We start from the raw sequence: 24,587 nt of genomic DNA on the forward strand, positions 1-24,587 counted from the left end.
AAAAGACGGCTAGTAAACAGCCGTCTCTCTGCGGGCTATTGATTTATTTTTCTTTTCGAGGCCTTGCTTTCGTTATGAAGCCGGTCTGCGGACGTGACATAATACGAATATGTTTTATTTGGTTCTGCCGTGTCATCCAGGAAGGTTTGCTTGTCGCTTGTTTTTCTTGCTGTGGCCAGCAATGTTTGCTCCTGTTTTCCTTCAGCTCTGTATATTGCATAATAGGCTGTTTCCTTTGTTTTTCGATTTGATGGGTGGTCTTGTATGTGCAGGAGGTTTCCGTTATCGTCTGCGGTTACTTTGGTCAGTTTCGGTTTTTTTGGCGCTTTGCTGTCGAGCCAAGGCATTTCGGGTACCAATGCAGGCTGACTATACAGGTCGGTAATGAGTCTGTCTTTGATGCCGAGCGGATTTTTATTGAGGTCTTTGAGGCTGAAATGCATGCTTCCTTTCACCAGCTCCAACTGACGGTTGAGGTTAATTTGTCTGGCGTATTCTTCAGGGTCGGACCAAGGCGGGTCAAAATTGTTATTGATTTTATAGGCTGCCTGCCCGATGTATAAATGAACGGGTCTGTTTTTGACCTCGTTGCTCCACCAATCAGCCAGCACGTCATAAGCGGCTGCGTTGAAGCCGATGCTCCAGTAAATTTGCGGGGCGATATAGTCAATGTCGCCTTGCTGGATCCAGTGTCTCGTATCTGCATAAAGGTCATCATAATTTCTGACACCTGCTTTGGTATTCGATCCGCTTGGGTCGTCTTCTGCGTTTCTCCATACACCGAATGGACTGATGCCGAATTTGACATATGGTTTTTCAGCTTTGATTGTTTGATTGATTTGGCTGACAAGCTGGTTTACATTATCTCTTCGCCAGTCATCAATATCGGGAAACGTGTATTTCCCGTATTGTTCATACTGTACGGTATCAGGAAATTCCTGTCCGGCTATTTTATAAGGGTAAAAATAATCATCCATATGAACGGCATCAACGTCATAATGCTTTACGACTTCTTCAATGCCCTCGACGATAAAATCCCTCGCTTCAGGAATACCGGGATTATAATAAAGCTGCTTTCCGTAAGCCACGACCCAGTCCGGATGCTTTCTTGCCGGGTGATCATCAGACAATTTATTGAGATCTGTATGGTTCATCGTAATGCGGTAAGGATTAACCCAAGCGTGAAATTCAAGATTTCGTTTATGGGCTTCTTCAATCATAAAAGCGAGCGGATCATAACCTGGGTCTTTTCCTTGAACACCAGTCAAATATTCAGACCAAGGCCCGTAAGCGGACGGATAAAAGGCATCGGCCGTCGGCTTAATTTGAACAATGACGGCATTCATTCTCATTGACTGAACGTCATCTAGCAGGCTGAGATACTCCTGTTTTTGCGCCTCAATCGATAAGCCTTTTTTTGACGGCCAATCAAGGTTTAGTACGGATGCAATCCATACGGCTCTCAGTTCCCTGTCCGTTTGTGCTTTGGCCAGATACGGAACGGAGATGATTAACGTTCCGATGAGCAAGCTGACAAGAATACGTACAATCGGCTTTTGACAACCCTTCATTCTGTTTCTTCTCCCCCATTACATCGCTTTCACTATTCGTTATTACGGTATTCCCGGGCTGTAAAAGGGTGCTTAATCGGATTGAAGAAACCGGATTTATAACCGGCTGAACGTAAAAAAGTCCCGAAGCCTCTTTACCCTGCTTTAGGACTTTTTATCATTTATGAGAATTTGGACACTTTTTAACACGTCTACGAGTTTTACGCCTACGCCGACAGCTGATTCAAGAATGGCCTGTGCGCCTGCGATCGATAATATGAAAATCACCGGAACAGCGATATCAGGTAAAAAAAGATAGCCAAGCCCGATCAGGATGGCACACCAAACGCCGGCGCACCAGTAGCAATTTAACATATAGCCAAAGTTTGAGGCCGGCACGTTTTTTTCATTCACGTGCCCGTTTGCATCAACGGTTCTTTTCTTTTTCATAAAAGGTTTTCGGATGAATTCTGTAATTTTGTCGAATACAATTAAGTGTGTCAGCCTGTAACTCGCCAGTATCAGCATAAAAAAAGTAAGCCAAGAAAGATGTTCCATGACAACCCTCCAAGAAAAAGGATGATGTTATCATTCCCCGCTTTTTTGCATCCATTCTTATGCGCGACTCTCTTGCAAAAAGAAAACCGGACAGAGATACGCTTCTGTCCGGCAAGTATTTGTTTAATGCTTATTTGGCAGCACTTTTTGATCTGAATTGATCTTGTCTAAAATATTGAGGATAATATTTGCATTCTTTTCAGCAAATTCACCTTCCAGCATGTCTTTGTGCGCGCCGTACCCGGTGTATTCAGCATAGCCTTCCTCAGCGGCGTCTTGCCATTTCTGTAATACCATAGCCCCGCTCGTTTCGGTTTGAATGCCAGCTTCAATGAAATGAATGTTTGATTTAATGCGGCCTTCATTTATTAACTGAGCCCAATATTCCTGATAGCACCTTTTTTTCTGCATCACTGTTTCTCTGACTGCTTCCGGCAGGTATGCGGCTGAGTCGTCGTTTTCGGTATCTGCTGTTATAGACTGATCCTTTTTGTAGGCGTCTACGATAATGAAGTCACTGACTTCTAATCCTTTCTGCTCCATAGCCTGTACAACCTCAAAAGCCAAGTTTCCGCCCGCGGAGTAGCCTAATAGAACGTACGGCCCTTCTGGCTGTATTTCGGTAATGCGGCTGACATATTGTTCGATGCGGCTGTCTTCCTCAATAAAATGAAAGCCATACACGGCTGCTTTGTGATTCAGCTGCAATGCCAGGTCTTTAAAATAAATCCCGAAGCCTGAAATCGGCGGGAAGCAGAACAGGTTTTTTCCGCCTTGCTGGTTCAGTTGGATCACATGCTGTTCACCGGCCGCTGACAGCTGATTAGAATAAAGCTTTTCCGCAAGCTGGGCGATCGTCGGATTTTCGAATAAGACATCAATCGGTATATCAACATGCTGATGATGTTTAAGCATGTGTATCACTTGAAGCGCTTTTAGTGAATGTCCGCCAAGAGCGAAGAAATCATCATGTATTCCGATCGTTTTAACGCCGAGTACGCTTTTCCAAATTTGCGTCAATTCCTGTTCGACCCAGTTTCTGGGCGGTGTGAGGTCCTGACGATTTTCAGACTCGTTTTCTGGAACAGGGAGTGCGCTGCGATTGATTTTTCCGTTTCCGGTAAGCGGCATACGGTCAACCCGAACCCAGCGCTGCGGAATCATGTAGTCAGGAAGCACACGTGCCAATGCAGCGCGAATTTCCTTTTCGTTTCTGCTTTCATCACTAACATAATGCGTGTATAGCTGCACCTCTCCATCTGTTTCCAGCAATGTAACTGCCGCTTCACGTACCCCTTCGATTTCTAACAGCCGCGCTTCAATTTCAGCGGGTTCAATCCGTTTTCCGCGAATTTTAATCTGTCTGTCAATCCGGCTGATATATTCTAGGTTCCCATCAGGCAGCCACCGCGCCAAATCACCGGTACGGTATATTCTTTCTCCAGGTATGAAAGGATCAGGAGAAAAAACGGCAGCTGTTACATCATCTCTGTTTAAATAGCCTTTTGCCACCCCGTCACCGCCCACACATAGCTCTCCGGGAACGCCTATTGGCAAGAGACATCCTTTTGCATCTAAGATGAAAGCGGTACAATTGCTGATCGGTTTCCCGATCGGGATAGGAGTGGCATAGTCTCTTTTAATTTCAAAAAAGGTTGAAAACGTCGTGTTTTCTGTCGGTCCATAGATATTATAAAGCGAAAGGTTCGGACACGCGCGCCTGACAGCATTTATAAGCTCAGGCGACAGCGCTTCGCCTCCGACATATAGCGTATGAAGCCTGTGAAACATGTCAGCTTGAGCTTGTGCCAGCTGATTAAAAAGAGCGGTTGTCAAAAACAGCACAGTAATGTTGTTTTCAATTAAATACGCGCCAAAACGATCTGGTGTCAGCATTGTTGATTTATCAATGATATGCAGCGTTGCTCCTTTTAAAAGCGCTCCAAACATTTCAAAGGTGACGGCGTCAAAGCTGATGGACCCTGTCAGGATAAACCGGTCATTTACAGAAGCTGATGTGTAATTGCTGTTGCAAACAAGGGACACGACATTGCGATTGGTAATCATGACGCCTTTAGGCCGGCCTGTCGAACCGGAAGTATACATGATGTACGCGAGATCATCCGGGCCAGTGACGATTTCCAAAGGTTTCGTATGTTCTTCAATCATCGCCTCCGCATCTGCAGAAATAAAGGTTCCTGCAAACGCTGTGTTTGGCTCCAGTCCTTTTTGAACAATCAGAATAGCGGCTTTTGTTTCGCTGAGCATATAGCTGATCCGTTCAGGCGGAAGCTCCGCGTCAAGAGGAAGGTATGTCCCCCCTGCTTTTAAAACAGCCAGTACACTAATGATGAATTCAGGAGAATGACCAGCCAAAATACCGGCTGTTCCGTTTCGGCGCAGCCCGTTTTCATACAATGTTCTGGCCAGTGCATCCGATTTTTGATCGAGTTCACGATACGAAATGGACCTATTTCCGTAAACCAGAGCTGTTTGATCTGGTGTTTTTACTGTCTGTTCGCGGAATATATCTATCACTGTTTTGTTTTTCGGATATGCCGTCGAAGTGTCGTTACATTGTGTTAAAATCTGCTCTTTTTCTTTCGGATCAAGAAAGGAAAAGTCTGCAACGGGAATGTCAGGGTGATCTGCAGCGGCTTGTAACGCTTGAGTCAGCTGTCTTTGGATGCAGGTCATCCAGGCAGCATCATACACGTGCGCATTATAGCTGAACTTGATGACGAGTTCATCACCGGGAGCAACGACAAGGTTGAAATTGTATCCTGACTGTTCAGACACTTTTACATTGTCTATTTGCAGAGGTGAATCAATCTGATCAGCTGAGTCAGCCATTTTTTGCTGTAACGGATAATTTTCAAAGACAATAATGTGGTCAATCAGTTCCTGTTTTAAGGCGGTGTTTGCCTGAATATCGAATAAAGGATGGCAGGTAAACGGCTCAGCGTCCAGCATATCTTGTTGACAGCGGCTGAGCAGTTCTGCAAACGTTTCTTCTTTGCCTGTTTTAACACGAACCGGAACTGTATTGATAAACAATCCGATCATTGACTCAACACCCGGAATTTCAGATGGTCTGCCTGAAACGACCGCGCCAAAAACGACATCGTCCGTTCGGTTGTAGCGCTGGAGCATGACACCCCAGACCGTTTGAATAAAGGTGGCAAGCGTGACGCCTGTTTGTTTGGCGGTCTCTTTCAGCTTGTCCGTCAGCTTTTGATTTAGAGTGAAAATTAATTCTTCACGGTAATACCCTTCTTTTGCTTCTCTGTCCGTCACCCGAGGCAGCTGTGAGGGGGTGCTGTAGTTTTTCAGATAAGCACGCCAGTAGTCTGCTGCCGTTTCTTTGTCTTGTTTTGTCAGCCAAGAAATATAGGTGCTGTAGGGACGAACAGGCTCCAAAGCAAGGTGATTTCCTGTATGGATAGATTGATAGATTTGCATAAATTCCTGCAGAATGATTCCGAGACACCAGCCGTCCATTAAGATGTGATGGTGGCTCCAGACACAGACATGCTCATTTTCCGCTGTTTTGAGCAGAGAAATCCGCATCAGCATGTCTTTTTGCAAATCAAACCCTTTTTTCTTATCTTTCTCCTTAAACTGTTCAATATAATCATTTTGCTCATTCGTTTGCAGGCTGGAAATGTCCTCAGTGTGCAAATGGAAATTCCGTTCTGTCATCACGACCTGCCGAGGCCCCGACAGATTGGGGACGTGCGGCAGAAATACAGTTCTGAAAATATCATGGCGGTCGATGATGGCTTGAATACTGCGCTGAAATATCTCATAGCTGAGGCTTCCTTTTATCGTAAAGAGCGACTGCTCAACATAAGCTCCCTCCTCTTTATGGAGGAAGGAATGAAACAGCATTCCTTCCTGCATATGACTGAGAGGATAAACATTCTTGATTTTTTTGGTTTTAACCATATCGCCTGCACCTTTCTATACGGTTTCATTAGTTAGTGAAAACTGAGCATATCAGCGATTTCTTGGAGCGCGTCCTCGGTCAGTTCATGATCATCAAAATCGCTGATGGTTTTTTCTGTTTCTGTTTTGTTCAGACAGTGATCAATCAGCTTCAGTAAGTAGTGATGGCAATTCTCACAAAGCTGTGCGATTGTTTTATGCTGGAACCGGGATGTTTCATACGTCATGTTGACTGTCATTTTTCCTTCTGCTGCCATCGCACTGATGTCAAGCGTTTGCTCACGGTTCCAAGAAGTGCTGATATCTTCTCCGGTCCCGAGCGGAGAAAACGAGAAGGTGTTTTCATCAGTCGCTTCAGTTGTACGGCTGTTTTCAAATTGACCCAAATAGTTGAAGCTGATGTCCGCCGTGCCGGTGAAATCGACGCCAGTTTTCTCAGGCGGGGTCAAATATTTGAGTACACCGTAGCCGAATCCTTTGTCCGGAACGCATCTCAGTGTATCTTTTGTTGTTTTTAACACATGAACCAAGTATTCTTCTTGATCCTTGCCGGTCAAGTCTGAATCTAGTTTGACGAATAATGGATAAATGGCGGTAAACCATCCAACCGTGCGGCTGACATCTATGCCGTCTAACACATCCTCGCGTCCGTGGCTTTCTAATGACAATTTGACGGCGGATTGTTTTGTCCAATCCCGCAAAGCTAGAATCACGGAAGCCAGCAGCATATCTTGCGTATCTGTGTTATATGTGCTGTTGACATGTTTTAAAAGCGCCTCCGTCTCTTTTGTATTTAGAGAGAATGAAACTGTATCCCGTTTTCTCTCATTTGCCGTTTGAGCGTCCATTTGATCAAACGGCAGTGCTTTTGCCTGATACTCTTCAGCTTCGCGCCAATATGAGAGCTGTTTCATAAGCTGACGGCTTTCAGCATAGTCAGCGAGTTTTTCCGTATATGCTTTGAAAGAGCTTGTTTTAGGCGGCAAATCAATGTCTTCTCCGTTTACAGCCTGACGGTATCCGGTTGCCAAATCCTCCAGCAGGACACGCCATGAGACGCCGTCAACGATGAAGTGATGAGCCGTTAGGAACAAAAAGTCTCCATCATCTGTACGGAAAAGTCCGGCCTGCAATAGCGGCCCTTTTTCCAAATTGATGTTCTGCTGAATGTCACGTACATGATGTTTAATCAGAGATTCATATTCATTGACTTCTGAACCTTTAAGATTGATGATCTGTAGGCTGTACAGCGCGTCGTCTGAATGACTGACCGGCCGATTATATTGAACCCATTTGCCTTGCTCAGACTGTGTGAACACCATTCGCAGCGCATCGTGGTGGATTGTGATGGCTTTTAACGTTTTGCGCAGCGCGTCTTCTTGGATGGAGGTGCTCCGGTGCAGCATAACAGATTGATTAAAATGGTGTTTCTCTTTTATATCTTGAGAAAGGAACCATTTCTGAACCGGTGACCACTGTACTTCCCCCTCAACCGGAGCTTGGCTGGCACTAGTATCGGAATCACGAATATATGCTGCCAGTTCTTTAATGGTCGAATGACTGAATAAATCTTTAACCGACATTTGTTTTCCGATTCGATGAAGCCGTGCTGACACCTGTAACGCTTTAATGGAATCTCCGCCGAGCTCGAAGAACGAATCATCAATTCCAATTTTCTCTGCACCGAGCACTTCACCCCATATATCTGCCAGTTTTTGTTCCATCTCGCTGGTCGGTGCATGAAATGTACGTACTTGATTGAATGCAGGTTCTGGAAGTGCCCGGCGATCCAGCTTGCCATTTGGTGACAAAGGAAGCGAGTCCAGCGTTTGAATAAACGCCGGCATCATATATAAAGGCAGCTGTTTATTTAATTCGGCACGCAGCATTTCTGTATTAAAGTCTTGCTCTGCCACAATGTAAGCACATAATTCGGTTTGAGCAGGCGCTGTTTCGCGAGCAAGGACAACAGCCTCTTTTACTCCGCTTATACGGCGGATAACCGATTCAATTTCTTTCGTTTCTACACGGTGGCCCCTGATTTTGACTTGATCGTCCATCCGTCCTAAGTATTCGATTGTACCGTCTGCCATCCATCTGGCTGCGTCACCTGTTCGGTACATCCGTTTTTCGGGCTGGTATGGGTGCTGAACGAACGTTTTTGCTGTCAGTTCCGGAAGATTGACGTACCCTCTCGCAAGCCCTGTTCCTGCTATGCAAAGCTCGCCGGCAACGCCGATTGGCTGAAGCTGATCCCCGTTTAAAATCAGCACTTCAGTATTGTCGATCGGCCGGCCGATGCATACGTTTTTCTGCCGTTCCATATGTCTCATGGCTGTGGTTGCCACACTGTTTTCTGTCGGCCCATATTCATTTGCTAGCTCTGTATTCGGGCATATTGCCATGCTGCGGTCTATCAATTCCCGGTCAGCTGCTTCTCCTGCAAGCGTGACTACTCTAAGCGTCTTCGCATCTTCCGGCTGTATGACGTCCAAAAGTGCCCGATATAAAACAGGGACGATAATCATATGTGTAATCCGATGATGAGATAGATCATGCTTAATGGACAAAATATCTTTCGCTTCGTTTTCATCAGGCAGCACTGTCTTTGCACCTGACAAAAGCGGTGTAAACATACTTGTTAAAAAGCCGTCAAACGAAAAAGAAAAGAGCTGGAGGACTGTGTCTGTCTCATTCAAAGTATAAGCATTTCGCCGCCACTGCAGAGTGTTGGCTATTCCTTTATGCTCGACCATCACGCCTTTTGGCTGGCCTGTCGTTCCTGAAGTGTAAATGATATAAGCCAAATGCTGAGGGCGTGACACTTGCGGAAGCGGTGATCCGTCGTATGTCTCCGCGTTCTCTATGGCGAATATCTCACCTTCAAAATCTTCAAGTGCTTCTTGGTCGGCAGCAGGTAAAGTGATGAGCAGTTTGGTTCGGCTGTCGCCGAGTATATAGCGTTTCCGTTCCGCCGGGTATTCCGGATCAATCGGGACATAACAGCCGCCGGCTTTCCAAACGCCCAGAATGGCTGCAATCATGCTGAATGAACGAGGCATCATAATTCCGACTGGTGTGTCCGGTTTAACCCCGCGGTCTCGCAGAGCCCATGCAATGCCATTGGACCATTCGTCCAGTTCCTGATAGGTGAGCGTGTTTTCTCTGCTGACGAGTGCAGGAGCATTCGGAGTCAGCGCTGCTTGTTTTTCAAACAGCTGATCGATTGTTTGCACTTTATGTTCATTTTCTTGCCCGCTGTTAAACTCATTCAGCAGTTTGTTTCGCTCTTCATGAGTCAGAATGTCGATATTGTTAAGACGTGTGTTCGGATTTTTGACAATATGACTCAGCAATTTTGTCAGGTGATATGTCCATTGTTTTATCGTTGCTTCTTGAAAAAGTGCAGTCGAATATTCAAATTTCAAATGAATTTGCTCGTCACCCTCAGAAGCCTGCAATGTGATATCAAACTTAGAAGCATGATGAGAAACGCCGGCCGGCTGGAGTTGTATGTCAGCCAGCTCAAAAGTCTGTTGCTCTGTATTTTGAACGACTAACATCGCATCAAACACTGGATTTCGGCTCATATCCCTTGTTACGCCGAGCTTGTCGACAAGCTCTTCGAACGGATAATCCTGATGTTCGTAAGCTTCCAATGCAGTCTCGCGCACTTCCTGCAAAAATTGCGCAAATGGCTTCCCGCCCTCCGGGCGTGCCCGAAGCGCCAGGGTGTTGACGAACATTCCAAGTATCGGCTCAAGGTCCTTGTGAGGACGTCCGGCAATTGGTGACCCGACGATGATGTCTTCCTGTCCGCTTACGCGCGCCAATAACGCTGTGTAAGCTGCCAGGAGCACCATGTACAGGGTGCTTCCGTTCTCTCGTGCGAGCTTGTGAAGCCCGGCTGTGAGTTCTTGATCGAGCGTAAATGAGACTTGATCACCCGCGAAGCTTCGCACCGGCGGCCGGGCGTAATCAGCCGGCAGGTCCAGTACGGGCAGCTCGCCTTCGAGCTGCTTCAGCCAGTATGCCTCCTGCGTCTTGTACGTGTCTCCTTTTTTAAAGGCCTCCTGCCATACGGCATAGTCTTTATATTGAATGTGAAGCGCAGGTAGCTCTTGATTGGCGTACAGCTCCCCGAATTCCCGAATGAGCGTATTGACTGACACACCATCTGAAATAATGTGATGCATATCGACCAGTAATAGATGCCGCCCGTCTGATACCTTGACGATTCCCGCCCGGAACAGCGGAGCTTGGCTGAGATCAAACGGCTGGATAAACGCTGACGCGGCTTCCTGTTCAGTTTGTCCGCCGAGCACAGAGGTGTGGAATCTAAACGGCACCTCGTCATGGATGCGCTGAACCGGCTCGCCGTCTGTGTCCGTTGTAAAGGACGTGCGCAGTGACTCGTGGCGTTTGATCAGCTTTTTGAATACAGCATCCATTCTTGTAAGATCCAGCTTTCCTTCCAGCTCCAAGACTGCCGGCATATTGTAGCCTGTGCCTCCATCCTCCAGCTGCTGGAGCACATACATCCGCTTTTGGGCGGAGGAAACCGGGTAGGTCTCGCGTTTTCCTGCCGGCTTAATGGCTTCATACGGACTTTCCGTTCCTTCGCTGATGACAGACGCCAAACCTTCTACCGTCGGATGGGCGAACACATCCTTCAGCGGCACTTGGACGCCGAATTCCTTGGCGATCCGGGAGACAAGCGCGGTGGCTTTTAAGGAATGGCCGCCCCGGTCAAAAAAGTTGTCGTGAATGCCGACAGGGCCGCTTTTCAGCACTTCCTCCCACAGCTGGGAAAGCTTCATCTCTGTCAGATTTCTCGGCGCTGTGTAGGTTTCCCGATCTGCCGCTCCGTCAGGAGCAGGCAGCGCTTTTCGGTCGAGCTTTCCGCTCGGGGTAACCGGCCATTGTTCCATCTCAATGATATGAGCAGGGATCATGTAGCCCGGAAGCAAAGTCTCAAGCTGCTTGCGCACTTCATTTCTGCCGAGTCCTTCCGCATACGCACATAATTCCGCCTCGCCGCTTTCTGTACGAACGGTTACAGCCGCTTCCCGCACACCTTCAATGCTTCTGAGCGCCGCTTCAATTTCTCCCGGCTCAATCCGGTAGCCGCGGATTTTCACCTGGTCATCCAGACGGCCGAGGAATTCAACCTGTCCGTCTGGGAGCCAGCGCGCCAGATCACCCGTTTTGTACATGCGTTCACCCGGATAAAATGGATCATCAAGAAAACGTTCTTCTGTTAATTCCGGACGATTCAAGTAGCCTCTGGCGACGCCGGCTCCGGCGATATACAATTCTCCGATACATCCAGCAGGCAGCATCTTCTGCTTCTGGTTCAGAATATACAATCTGACATGATGAATAGGTTTGCCAATGGGAATGCGGTCAAGTTTTTCATCCAGCGGGCAATCAAAGAATGCCGCTTCTACAGTAGCTTCGGTAGGCCCATAGGAATTGGTTAATGTAACATCTGGCAGCAATTCACAGAACCGAGAGACAAGATGTGCCCCCAGCTGTTCGCCTCCAGAAAACACCCTCTTCAGCCTGTTCGTTTTGATCGGTACAGGGCCATTTTTTAGATATTCTAAAAACGCATGAAGCATAGAAGGCACAAAATGCATCGCTGTAATCTGCTGTTCTTCTATGACCTTCAATATCATGTCAGGTTCTTTTTCGCCTCCTTGAGGAAGCAGATAAACAGAGGCGCCACCGTACGGCCACCAAAACAGCTCCCATATCGAAGCATCGAAGGAATACGACGTTTTATGCAAAATGACGTCCGATTGGTTCAAAGGATAGCGGAACTGAAGGGAATTTAAAAAATTCACTGCAGATTGATGCTCAACCTGTACACCCTTAGGTCTTCCAGTAGAGCCGGATGTATAAATCATATAGGCTAAAGAATCCGGATAGACTTCAACATTTGGATTGGACAGACGACGTTTCAGCCCGCTGTTTAATTGACTGAGATGAACGATTTCTCCATCAAAAGCCGGAATGTCTAGATTGTCAGATTGAATAAGGAGAATGTCAGAATCGCTGTCCTTCAGCAAAAAGCGGATCCGTTCCTCTGGATAATCCGGGTCAATAGGAAGATAAGCACCGCCTGCTTTTAGAATCGCATAAATCCCGATCAGCATTTCAGGGGAACGCCTTCCCATAATGGCAACAGTCGTTTCGGCTTTTACTCCCCGGTCGATCAGCTCCCAGGCTACACGGTTAGCCTGTTCGTTCAATTCCTTGTAGGTTATCTCTTCGTCTTCAACGATCACGGCCGGTTGGTCAGGTGTTTTTGCCGCTTGCTGTTCGAGTGCATGGTGCAGGGTCTGTTTCAACCGATAGCCTGTCTCTTCAAGCGGCTGGCATGAGTCAATGAAAGACCTTTCTTCTTCTAAAGTCAGGATCGGAATATCGTCCAATTCCATGTCAGGACTGGAAACTGTGTTTTCCACAAGTGTCGTAAAAAGGCCGGCCCACCTTTGAACGGTATCTTCTTCAAACAAAGCTGTACTGTATTCAAACTGACAGTACAGCTCAGCTTCATGCTCTGTGACATACAGGGAAATATCGAACTTAGATATCGGATGCTGCAAATCGTTCCATCTGAGCAGCAAATCATTCATTTTCAGCGTTTGCTTTTCCATATTTTGCAGCACAAGTGTTGTATCAAACAGCGGATTCCGGCTCATTTCCCGCTGCACACCGAGTTGATCAACCAGCTCTTCAAACGGATAATCCTGATGCTCATAGGCTTCCAGTGCTGTCTGCTTGACTTCCTTCAGAAAATCCGTAAATGTCTTATTGCCGGCTGGGTGCGTCCGGAGCGCTAATGTATTGACGAACATACCAAGGACTGCTTCAAGATCGGCATGCGGGCGTCCGGCAATAGGTGAACCGATCACGATGTCTTCCTGACCGCTTAACCGCGACAAAAAAGCTGAATACAATGCGAGTAGCGTCATGTACAGCGTGCTCTCATTTTTGCGGGCTAGCTCCTTCAGGCGGGACGTGATTTCTTCATTCATTTGAAATAAAACTTTGCCGCCTGTGAAATTCCGTTCTGCCGGTCGGCGCTTGTCTGTTGGGAGCTCGAGCACCGGCAGCTCACCGCTAAACTGTCTCAGCCAGTAAGTCTCCTGCTTTTTGTATGTGTCTCCCTTTTGAAATTCCTGCTGCCAAACGGCGTAATCTTTATATTGGATTCGTAACGGCTTAAGCGTCCGATTTGCATAGCGCTCAGTGAATTCGCGGATTAAAAGCTGAACGGATACACCATCGGAAATGATATGATGCATGTCCACCAGCAGCAAATGCTTCTCGTTTGCCAGTTTCACAAGGCCAGCTCTGAATAACGGCGCTTGACTGAGGTCAAATGGACGGACAAATCCAGCAGCAGAGGCTTCTTCACTTAACGTGAACGGAACCTCACTGTGAATACGCTGTACGGGCTCGGCATCTTCTCCCGGCACAAAGGACGTTCGAAGCGGCTCATGCCGGCTGATCAGTTCCTTGAATACAGCAGCCAGTTTTTCGCGATCAAGCTTCCCTTCCAGTTCTAAAACTGCCGGCATGTTGTAGCCGACTCCTCCATTATCTAGATGCTGGAGCACGTACATCCGCTTTTGAGCTGATGATACTGGGTACGTCGGTTGTTCTTTTGCCTGTGCAACCGACGCAAAGGGATTTTCCTCTGCATGTCGGATAATGAGAGCCAATCCTTCCACTGTCGGATGGGCAAATACGTCCTTCAGCGGGACTTGAACATGAAATTCCTTGGCGATTCGCGACACAAGCACCGTTGCTTTTAACGAGTGTCCGCCGCGGTCAAAAAAGTTGTCGTGAATGCCGATCGGGGCTTCCTTCAGCACATCTTCAAACAGCTGCGAAAGCTTTACCTCTAACAGGTTCCGCGGAGCAGCGTATGTATTACTGCTGATTGAAGCTTCCGGTTCTGGAAGAGCTGATTGATCGACTTTTCCGTTCGGCGTCAAAGGAATGCTGTCAACCCAGACCCATTTGGCCGGAATCATATATTCTGGGAGCTCATTTTCCAGGTATTGTCGCAAAGCCGAGGAATCCAGCCTGTGCATACTGCAATAATAAGCGCATAACTCATGTTCTTCACCTTGATTTTGCCGGATAAGAATAGCAGCTTCTTTGACCTCTGGATGATTCATTAACGCGATTTCTATTTCTTGCGGCTCGATTCGATAACCTCTGATTTTCACTTGATCGTCGGCTCGCCCGATATATTCAAAGCTGCCGTCTTCACGAATTCTCGCTACATCTCCCGTTCGGTACATGACCGCTCCGGACCTGAAGGGATCGGGTAAAAATTTCTCTCGCGTCAGTTTATCGTTATTGACATAACCCCTGGCGACACTTGAACCGGAAATATATAGTTCTCCTGATACCCCCCGAGGCTGCAGCTGTTTTTGGCGATTTAAAATATACAGATCACTACAATCAATCGGTTTTCCGATCGGAGGAAACTCCGGAATTTGGTCACCCGGATGTATGGTATATGCCGACACTACATGAGTTTCTGAAGGTCCATAATGATTGTGCAAGTACATGCTGCGCTGGCGCAAAACATCTTGGAGAAGACTGGAAACGATTAATTGCTCACCGGCTGTAATCAGGTGTTTTACATCATGAGGAAACGCGTTCGCAAATTCCTGTTCGCTGAAAATCATTTTGATAAAAGCCGTTGGGAGAAACACAATAGTCGTCTGATGCTCTTTTATAAATGCAAACAGCTGCGGCACGTCTCTTTTTATAGCTTCAGGCACGATATGAAGTGTGCCGCCTCCCAGCAATGTTGAAAATATTTCTTGATAGCAGACGTCAAAGGCAGGAGTTGCAAATTGCAAAACATCATTTTCAAAATCAATGCCAGAGCGAGTGAATTCGAACTGCAGCAAGTTAGCCATATTTCGATGTTCAAATTGAACGCCTTTTGGTTTTCCTGTTGTGCCTGATGTGTAAATCATATAGAGCAGGTCGTCCGCACTATTCACTGAATGTAAGCAGCTGCCGTCTTCGATTTGAATATCTTCCATATAGATAACATTCAGGCCAGTCTCAAGCAAAGGTGCAAAATGCGCTTGTGAAACGACATGAGAGCAGCCGCAGTCATTCAGAATATAATTTATTCTGTCAGACGGATAATGGGGATCGATTGGAACAATGGCGCCTCCAGCCTTCAATATACCGAGAATACCTGTAACGAACTCAGTTGAGCGTTCCATCATGATTGCGACAGGTTCCTGCCTCATAACGCCTTTTTTCCGCAAATGCCGTGCCAATCTGTTGGCGGATTCGTTCAATTCTTTATAGGTCAGAGAATGCGCTTGATCAATCACAGCCCGCGCGTCAGGCGTCTTTTCTGCCTGTTTTTCAAACATGGCATGGATGGTTTCGTAAACTGGTTTGTGATCTTTGATTTCCCCAATCAGCTGCAGCTTTTCAGTGTCTGTTGTGATATCGATGTCTTCGGGTGAGAGATGCGGATGATCTAAGATTTGGGAAACAGTGTTCAAAAGATGCTCCTTAACAGAAAGCACAAAGGATCGGTCGTGCAGTGCTGCATCATAGCTCATTTTTATATGGATTTCTTCCGCTGGCGCCACCATAAGATAAAAGCTGTAATTGGTTTCATCCGCTACTGTAAAGTTATGAATCTGAAAAAGATCTGAATCAGGCTCCTGGCTGTTCAGCATTTCTATTTCTTTCTGCACCGGATAGTTTTCGAATACAAGAATGTGATCAATCAAACCTTGCTTGACTGCTGAACGGGACTGTATCTCGTATAGAGGATGGTAGCTGTATGCTTCTGCAGCAAGGCGATCCTTTTGCATGTCTTTTACGAGCTGTAAAAATGGCGTTTTTGATCCATGCAGCCGTATGGGAATCGTGTTGATGAAAAGCCCGACCATTTGTTCAATTCCTTCAATGTCTGAGGGCCTTCCTGAAATGACAGAACCGAATACCGCATCATCACTATTGTTATATTTTTGAAGAAGAATTCCCCATAGGGTATGGAAAATTGTACTGAGTGTGACTTCTTCTCTTACGGCAAGCTCTGACAGCCTGCTGCTGTCTTCTTTTGAAAATGAAAATGTAATTTGCTCCTGCCTGCTTGTGCTCTTTGTTTTTTTCTGCTTCGGGAGCAAGGTTTGCTGCTCAATGCCGGAAAGATAATTGTCCCAATAGGAAACAGCTTTCTCTTTGTCTTGCTCCATCAGCCAATTGATATAAGTTCCGTATGGCTGAACGGGCTCCAATGATAATGGAGCCCCTTTTATTTTTGATGCATAAATCTGAAGGAATTCTTTTAGTACAATGCCGAGGCACCAGCCGTCCATCATGATGTGATGAAAGGTCCAAACACAAGTATATTGCCGCTTTCCGGTTCGAATAAGTGTGATGCGCATGAGCATATCTTTTTGCAGATGAAACCCTTTGGCGCGGTCCTTTTCTTTTATTCGTTCGACAAACGCAGATTGGCCCGCTTCATCTAAATGAGCAATGTCCTCCTCCAGTACACTGACAGTCCGTTCCCTCAGGACAACCTGCTGAGGTGAAGAGACATTTTGGCTGATGAAAATCGTTCTGAAAATGTCATGTCTTGCTACTAAAGCATTGATGCTCTCTTGGAAAAACTGCAAATTGACTTCGCCCTCTATTGTAAAAGAGGCTTGTTCAACATATGCCCGTGAATCTTTTTGCAGGAGGGAATGAAAGAGCATTCCTTCCTGCATATAAGACAGCGGATAAATATCCTGAATTGAATTCGCTTTTGTCATGTTCATATCTCCCTGTCACGATTTTCTACAAGTCTTCCACCAAGCTGGATATACTGTCCAAATCCTCTGCCGTTAATGATTGGCTGCTGAAATCGCTCAGCGTCTTTTCTGTGTTCTGTTTTTCAGCACAGTGTTTCATAATATCCTGCAAATAGCATTCAATCATGGTGATGAGCCGCTCCATTGTACCCCTGTGAAACCGTGCCGGAGGATAGCTGAGCTGAAAATGAAGCTGATTTTCTGCTGCCATCGCACTCATCTCAATAAGCTGCTCCCGCTTCCAAGTAGGAGTGATGTCCTTACCGCTCCCAAGACCGGATGGGCGGAAACGGTCTTGATTTTCTATGTCGTTGAACTGCCCTAAATAGTTAAAGCCGATTTCAGGTGTTTTTGAAAACACCATGCTTTTATGTTCGGGAGGTGTAAGATATTTCAACATGCCGTACCCTACCCCTTTGTTCGGTATCCGGCCCAATGTATCTTTCACGGTTTTAACTGCGGTTCCAAGCTCATCCGCTTGATTTTCAAAGTCAATAAGGACGGGGTAAATGGATGTAAACCAGCCAACCGTCCGGCTGATGTCTAAATCCGGCAGAATGTGTTCTCTTCCGTGTCCCTCCATTGCCATACGGAGCTTGCTGCCCCCTGTCCAGTCACAAATTGCTAAGGAAGCCGCTGTCAATAGAATATCTTGTGTATCTGTGCCATAAGCGTGGTTTACCTTTTGTAGCAAGACCGCGGTGTCTGCTTCAGTGAGTGAAAAGCGCAATGTTTCCCTTTCACTGCTGTTCATATTCTCCATATAAGGCATTTCATATGGCAGTTCCGCTGCTTTTTCCTCTTCAACCGTCCGCCAGTACGTTTCCTCGCGAATCAGCTTGCTGCTTTGGGCATAATCTTGAACTCGCCGTGCGTATTCCTGATAGGAATCTGTTTTAGGCGGAAGCTGTATAGCCTGTCCTGAAGCTGCTTGATGATATGCCGCTGACAGGTCCTCCAGTAAAATTCTCCATGATACCCCATCAACGACCAAATGATGAATCGTGAGAAATAAATAATCTCCGGACAGCGTTTTAAACCAAGCGGCATGCAGTAATGGTCCTTGTTGGAGATTGATACTTTGCTGAAGATTTGCCACTTCTTCTTTAATGCTCGTTTCCCAATCGATTCCCGAATCTGAAAAATCAGAAATCCTTAAGCTGTACAGTTTGGATTCATGAATATCTTGGTTGATTTGCATCTGTTGTCCGCTATCTTCCCGATAAATCATCCGCAGGGCATCATGATGCTCTGCCAGTTTTTTTAATGATGCGCGCAGTGCATTTTCCGACAAACAATCAGGGCTAAACAGCATGACAGACTGGTTAAAATGGTGTCTTTCTTTTATATCCTGAGAGAGGAACCAATGCTGAATAGGTGTCCATGGAACAGCTCCCTGAACAGATCCTTGGTCTATTACTCTTTCTGTCTTCCGGATGACTGCTGATAAATCTTTTATTTTGGGATGGCGGAATAAATCGCTTGCATGCAAGCTCCATCCATAACGTCCGAGGCGCGCGGATACTTGAAGAGCCTTAATTGAATCTCCGCCTAGTTCAAAAAATGAATCTTCTATTCCGATCCTCTGTGTCCCGAGAACCTCCTGCCATATGATCGCAAGCTGTTCTTCAAGGTCATTTCGAGGCGGGACGTACGTTTGTTTAGATGTAATATCTGGTTCAGGCAGTGCTTTTCGGTTCAATTTTCCATTGGCAGTGAGCGGGAGAGCATCCATTTCTATCACATAGGCCGGCATCATATAGCCTGGCAGCATTTGAGAAAGGTGAGTACGCACTTGTTCAGCATCAGTACCCTCTTTTACGCTTATATAGGCGTAAAGCTCCTTGGTGCCTAATTGTCCTGTTCGCGCCAATACGGCTGCTTCTTTGACACCGTCTATATGACGAAGCGCTGATTCAATCTCACCGAGCTCAACCCGGTACCCTCTTATTTTTACCTGATCATCGACACGGCCTACATATTCAATTGTGCCGTCCGGTAGCCAGCGTGCCAGATCACCGGTACGGTACATTTGTTCGCCGGGCGCAAATGGATTTGGCACAAATTTCTCTTTCGTCAGGTCTGGTCGACCAAGATAGCCTCTTGCCACACCATCTCCGCCGACACACAGTTCACCGACAGCTCCGATCGGCTGCAGCATTCCCCATTTATTTAAGATAAATGCGGTTGAATTACCAATCGGCCGGCCGATCGGAATGGAATGTTCATACAGTTTTTCAATGTGAAAACAAGTCGAAAATGTTGTATTCTCAGTCGGCCCATATCCGTTCCAGATTGACAATTCCGGGCATGCTTGCTTGATTCGATTGACATGACTGGCTGACAGAGCTTCTCCGCCAATAATCAGATTTATGAGCCGGGAAAATATTTTCTCATTCTGTTCTGTTAAATGGTTGAAAAGAGATGCAGTCAGCCACATTGTAGTGATTCCGTTTTGTTCTATGTATCTCTTAAGCTGATGGGAATCCAGAAATGTTTCTTTATCTGTTAGATGCAAAGCAGCGCCATTTAGCAGCGGCCCGAGTATTTCAAATGTAACGACATCAAAACCGAGTGAAGAAGTCAGCAGAAGCCGGTCTTCAGGTGTAAATTCAATGTAATTGCTGTTTTTGACAAGACGGATCACACTTCGCTGCTCAATCATGACACCCTTCGGTTTGCCGGTTGATCCCGAGGTATAGATGATATAAGCGAGTGAATGTGGCCCTGCTGGAGATTCAAAGTTCTTCGTTTCTCCTTGCCCTTGAATCTCTTCGATGACGATTTTCTCACATTTAAGCTCTAAGTCTAATCGTTGATTGTTTGCTTTTTCAGATTGAAGGAGTATTTTTGCACCGCTGTCAGACAGCATATATGATATTCGGTCAGCGGGAAGATCCTTAGCAATAGGCAGATAGGCTCCTCCAGCTTTCAAAATGCCGAGCATTCCTGCTGCAATTTCTGGAGTTCGTGTTGTCAATAATGCAACTACAGTTTCAGGTCCGACCCCTTTTCTCCGAAGAACAGCAGCAATCCTGTTTGCCCGGATGTTCAGCTCCTTATACGTTAATGTTTGTTCATCGCCGGCCACAGCTATGGCATCAGGCGTTTGTGCAGCCTGTAACTCAAACAGCCTGCTGATGGTTTCATGTCTCGGATACTCTCTTTTTGTACAGTTGAGTTCATGGATAAGGAAATGGGTTTCATTCTCGTCCAATACATGTATTGTTCCAAGTGCTGCTTCGCTGTCTTGGATGATGGCGCGCAGCATATTCATTAAATAGTGAAGCCACATTTCAATCGTATTTTTCTGATAGAGATCAGTGCTATATTCCATTTGAAACATCATAGAACCATTAGCTTCCTCGTACGCATATAGGGTTAAATCGAACTTTGAGACCTGATGTTCCACATTTGTTGCGGGCCGGAGACACAGGTCCTTCAGCTGCATGGATTCTTGGTCCATATTCTGAAGCACAAACATCACATCAAACAGCGGATTTCGGCTCATATCCCTTGTCATGCCGAGCTTATCGACAAGCTCTTCGAACGGATAATCCTGATGTTCGTAAGCTTCCAATGCAGTCTCGCGCACTTCCTGCAAAAATTGCGCAAATGGCTTCCCGCCCTCCGGGCGGGCCCGAAGCGCCAGGGTGTTGACGAACATTCCAAGTATCGGCTCAAGATCTTTGTGAGGACGTCCGGCAATTGGTGACCCGACGATGATGTCTTCCTGTCCGCTTAAGCGCGCCAATAACGCTGTGTAAGCTGCAAGGAGCACCATGTACAGGGTGCTTCCGTTCTCTCGTGCGAGCTTGTGAAGCCCGGCTGTGAGTTCTTGATCGAGCGTAAATGAGACTTGATCACCTGCGAAGCTTCGCACCGGCGGCCGGGCGTAATCAGCCGGCAGGTCCAGTACGGGCAGCTCGCCTTCGAGCTGCTTCAGCCAGTACGCCTCCTGCGTCTTGTACGTTTCTCCTTTTTTAAAGGCCTCCTGCCATACGGCATAGTCTTTATATTGAATGTGAAGCGCAGGTAGCTCTTGATTGGCGTACAGCTCCCCGAATTCCCGAATGAGCGTATTGACTGACACACCATCTGAAATAATGTGATGCATATCGACCAGTAATAGATGCCGCCCGTCTGATACCTTGACGATCCCCGCTCGGAACAGCGGAGCTTGGCTGAGATCAAACGGCTGGATAAACGCTGACGCGGCTTCCTGTTCAGTTTGTCCGCCGAGCACAGAGGTGTGGAATCTAAACGGCACCTCGTCATGGATGCGCTGAACCGGCTCGCCGTCTGTGTCCGTTGTAAAGGACGTGCGCAGTGACTCGTGGCGTTTGATCAGCTTTTTGAATACAGCATCCATTCTTGTAAGATCCAGCTTTCCTTCCAGCTCCAAGACTGCCGGCATATTGTAGCCTGTGCCTCCATCCTCCAGCTGCTGGAGCACATACATCCGCTTTTGGGCGGAGGAAACCGGGTAGGTCTCGCGTTTTCCTGCCGGCTTAATGGCTTCATACGGACTTTCCGTTCCTTCGCTGATGACAGACGCCAAACCTTCTACCGTCGGATGGGCGAACACATCCTTCAGCGGCACTTGGACGCCGAATTCCTTGGCGATCCGGGAGACAAGCGCGGTGGCTTTTAAGGAATGGCCGCCCCGGTCAAAAAAGTTGTCGTGAATGCCGACAGGTCCGCTTTTCAGCACTTCCTCCCACAGCTGGGAAAGCTTCATCTCTGTCAGGTTTCTCGGCGCTGTATAGGTTTCCCGATCTGCCGCTCCGTCAGGAGCAGGCAGCGCTTTTCGGTCGAGCTTTCCGCTCGGGGTAACCGGCCATTGTTCCATCTCAATGATATGAGCAGGAATCATATAGCCCGGCAGCAATGTCTCAAGCTGCTTGCGCACTTCATTTCTTCCGAGCCCTTCCGCATACGCACATAATTCCGCCTCGCCGCTTTCTGTACGAACAGTTACAGCCGCTTCCCGCACGCCTTCTATGCTTCTGAGCGCCGCTTCGATTTCTCCCGGCTCAATCCGGTAGCCGCGGATTTTCACCTGGTCATCCAGACGGCCGAGGAATTCAACCTGTCCGTCTGGGAGCCAGCGCGCCAAATCACCCGTTTTGTACATGCGTTCACCCGGATAAAATGGATCATCAAGAAAACGTTCTTCTGTTAATTCCGGACGATTCAAGTAGCCTCTGGCAACCCCGGCTCCGGCGATATACAATTCTCCCGCTACGCCGACAGGCTGTACGGCTAAATGAGGATCTAATACATACAGACGCGCGCCAGGCACGGGTTTTCCGATCGGAAGGCGTAAGCGATTCTTGTCCAGCTCAGGATCACACGCGTAAAATGCGGCATCAACGGTTGCTTCTGTCGGCCCGTAGCCGTGAACCAGCGATGTCTCCGGCAGCAAAGAAGCGAAACGGGCTGCCGTATGGGGAGCAAGCGGTTCACCTCCGGCGAATACGCGCTTCAGGCTTCTCGGTGCCTCTATTTCCGCTTGATCCAAAAAGCTGTTCAGCATGGCCGGAATAAAATGGGCCGTTGTAACGCCTTCCTCCCGAATGGCTTTTACCATCAATGCCGGGTCTTTCTCCCAGCCGGACGGAAGCAGATAGGCCGAAGCACCTGAAAGCGTCCACCAAAACAGCTGCCAGACAGATGCATCAAAGGAAAAAGACGTTTTCATCATAATGATGTCGTCTTCCTCTAAAGGAAACTGCATCTGCATGCCGGTCAGAAAGGAAACAGCCTGGCGGTGCTCCACGGCGACCCCTTTCGGCCGTCCAGTGGAGCCCGACGTATAGATCACATAGGCGAGAGAATCGCTGTCTGCTTGATGAAGAGAGTGACATTCAGATTCTTCATTCGCAAGCGCCGTCATATCCACTTCAAGTGTCTTTCCGGAAAAAACAGGTGCCTTTAATCCCGGCTGCGTCAGCAACAATGCTGCCCCGCTGTCTTTCAGCATATAGCTCAGCCGCTCCTCTGGATATGCAGGATCAAGCGGCACATAAGCTCCGCCTGCCTTTAATACGGCGAGAACGGCTGTCAGCATGTCCGGCGAACGCTCGCTTAGAACACCAACAATGCTTTCCTTTGTGATACCATGCGCCGTAAGGCGCGCTGCCAGCCTGTTGGCGTACATGTCAAGCTGCGCGTAAGTCAGCGAGCCGCCAGAAAAGCGTAAGGCCGTCCGATCCGGCGTCAAAGCCACCTGACGTTCAAACAGCCCGTGCAGCGTCGGAGCTAACGCTGAAACAGCTCCCGTCGTATTATATTCAGCAACCATTTTCTGTGTTTTGTCATGATCTAGTAACGTCATCTTTGAAACAGGAAGAGAAGGATCAGAGATAACAGCTGAAATCATATGCTGTAAATAATCTTTTATCTCAGCTATTATGCCAGGCTCATATAAACCTGTATGAAAATTGATGCGCACGAACAATGTGCGGCCTGGAATCACTTTGACGCTGCAACCATAATTAGTCTCCTCCGCCATCGCAAAGTTTTCCACTGAGAAACCGAACGATCCAGTCTGGTTTAGTCCTTCAATTTCTTGCTGGGTCGGCACGTTTTCAAACACGATAATATGATCAATGAGCTCTTGTTTAAGAGCACTCTGTGCTTGAATGTCATATAGAGGGAAATAACTGTATGCTTCTGCTTCAGTCATTTCCTTTTGCATCCGGCTGACCAGGCCAGAGAAAGAAAGAGCTTTGCTTTGGACCCGGATGGGGATGGTATTGATAAAAAGGCCGACTATATTTTCTACATCCTCCAGCTCAGAGGGCCTGCCTGAGACGACTGATCCGAACACGGCATCGTCACAGCGATTGAATTTTTGCAGCAAAATTCCCCACAAAGCTTGGAAAACGGTGTTAAGCGTTGCACCGGATGCTGCTGCGATTTTCTGCAAATCGGACGTTTCTTTTTCAGAGATGGTAAACGTGACCTGCTGTAATTCACCTTCTGATACTTGCTCGTTTCTTTTTGGCAAAGAAGAAGCTTTCTCGAAATGCTGCAGCCGCTTTTTCCAATATGCAGCTGCCTCTTCACGATCCTGCTGCATCAGCCATTTAATATACGTTCCGTACGGCTGAACTGGCTGCAAATATGGAAGCCGCCCTTCTCCCAGCGCTTGATAAATGTGGAGAAAGTCTTTAATGATGATGCCTAAGCACCATCCGTCCATTAAAATATGGTGATGGCTCCAGATGCATACGTAACGCTCAGGCGCCCATTTTAAAACGGATATTCTCATCAGTACATCCGACTGAAGATCAAAGCCCCTTTTTTTATCTTGTTCCTTGAATGCTTCTGTACAATGTTCTTTCTCTCTCTCATTAAGATGAGAAATATCTTCAAAATGAACATGGCAAGAACGGTTTTTAAGCACCACCTGACGAGGTTTGGCTACATTTTTGTAGATAAAAGTTGTTCGAAAGATTTCATACCTGTCAAAAACAGCGTCCATACTTTTCTGGAAACGGTCTAAGTCAAGCTGCCCATTGATTGTAAAAGACGCTTGTTCAAAATAAGCTCTCGACTGTTCATCATACAGCGAATGAAAAAGCATCCCCTCCTGCATAAAAGACAAGGGATATATATCCTGTATTTCGGGTTGCTGCGGCATCAATGAATCTCC

General features: G+C 47.1%; 5 protein-coding genes. All 5 read right to left on the reverse strand.

The window, feature by feature from the left end:
• Positions 1-35 precede the first annotated feature (35 nt).
• A complete protein-coding gene (locus P3L57_RS09970) occupies positions 36-1,571 on the reverse strand; it encodes a glycoside hydrolase family 10-like protein (RefSeq protein ID WP_069486618.1) in 1,536 nt (511 codons plus the stop codon).
• Between the two features lie 144 nt (positions 1,572-1,715).
• Entirely contained in the window at positions 1,716-2,108 is a 393-nt protein-coding gene (locus P3L57_RS09975) for a DUF1360 domain-containing protein (RefSeq protein ID WP_010334451.1), read from the reverse strand.
• Positions 2,109-2,231: 123 nt separating this feature from the next.
• Positions 2,232-6,056, reverse strand: coding sequence for a fengycin non-ribosomal peptide synthetase FenB (gene fenB / locus P3L57_RS09980; protein ID WP_069486619.1), 3,825 nt, complete (start codon positions 6,054-6,056; stop codon positions 2,232-2,234).
• 32 nt (positions 6,057-6,088) lie between these two features.
• Positions 6,089-16,885: a fengycin non-ribosomal peptide synthetase FenA gene (gene fenA, locus P3L57_RS09985; RefSeq protein WP_264797741.1), complete on the reverse strand. Its 10,797-nt coding sequence runs from the start codon at positions 16,883-16,885 to the stop codon at positions 6,089-6,091.
• Between the two features lie 25 nt (positions 16,886-16,910).
• A complete protein-coding gene (gene fenE / locus P3L57_RS09990; RefSeq protein ID WP_264797742.1) occupies positions 16,911-24,575 on the reverse strand; it encodes a fengycin non-ribosomal peptide synthetase FenE in 7,665 nt (2,554 codons plus the stop codon).
• Between the last annotated feature and the right edge of the window lie 12 nt (positions 24,576-24,587).

The sequence above is a fragment of the Bacillus sp. B28 genome (genome assembly GCF_029536185.1).
Classification (GTDB): Bacteria; Bacillota; Bacilli; order Bacillales; family Bacillaceae; genus Bacillus; species Bacillus halotolerans.

Bases quoted from the DNA above. Each gene is read 5' to 3' on its own strand.
- P3L57_RS09970 (WP_069486618.1), bottom strand. From the start codon at position 1,571: ATGAAGGGTTGTCAAAAGCCGATTGTACGTATTCTTGTCAGCTTGCTC.
- P3L57_RS09975 (WP_010334451.1), bottom strand. From the start codon at position 2,108: ATGGAACATCTTTCTTGGCTTACTTTTTTTATGCTGATACTGGCGAGT.
- fenB (WP_069486619.1), bottom strand. From the start codon at position 6,056: ATGGTTAAAACCAAAAAAATCAAGAATGTTTATCCTCTCAGTCATATG.
- fenA (WP_264797741.1), bottom strand. From the start codon at position 16,885: ATGACAAAAGCGAATTCAATTCAGGATATTTATCCGCTGTCTTATATG.
- fenE (WP_264797742.1), bottom strand. From the start codon at position 24,575: ATGCCGCAGCAACCCGAAATACAGGATATATATCCCTTGTCTTTTATG.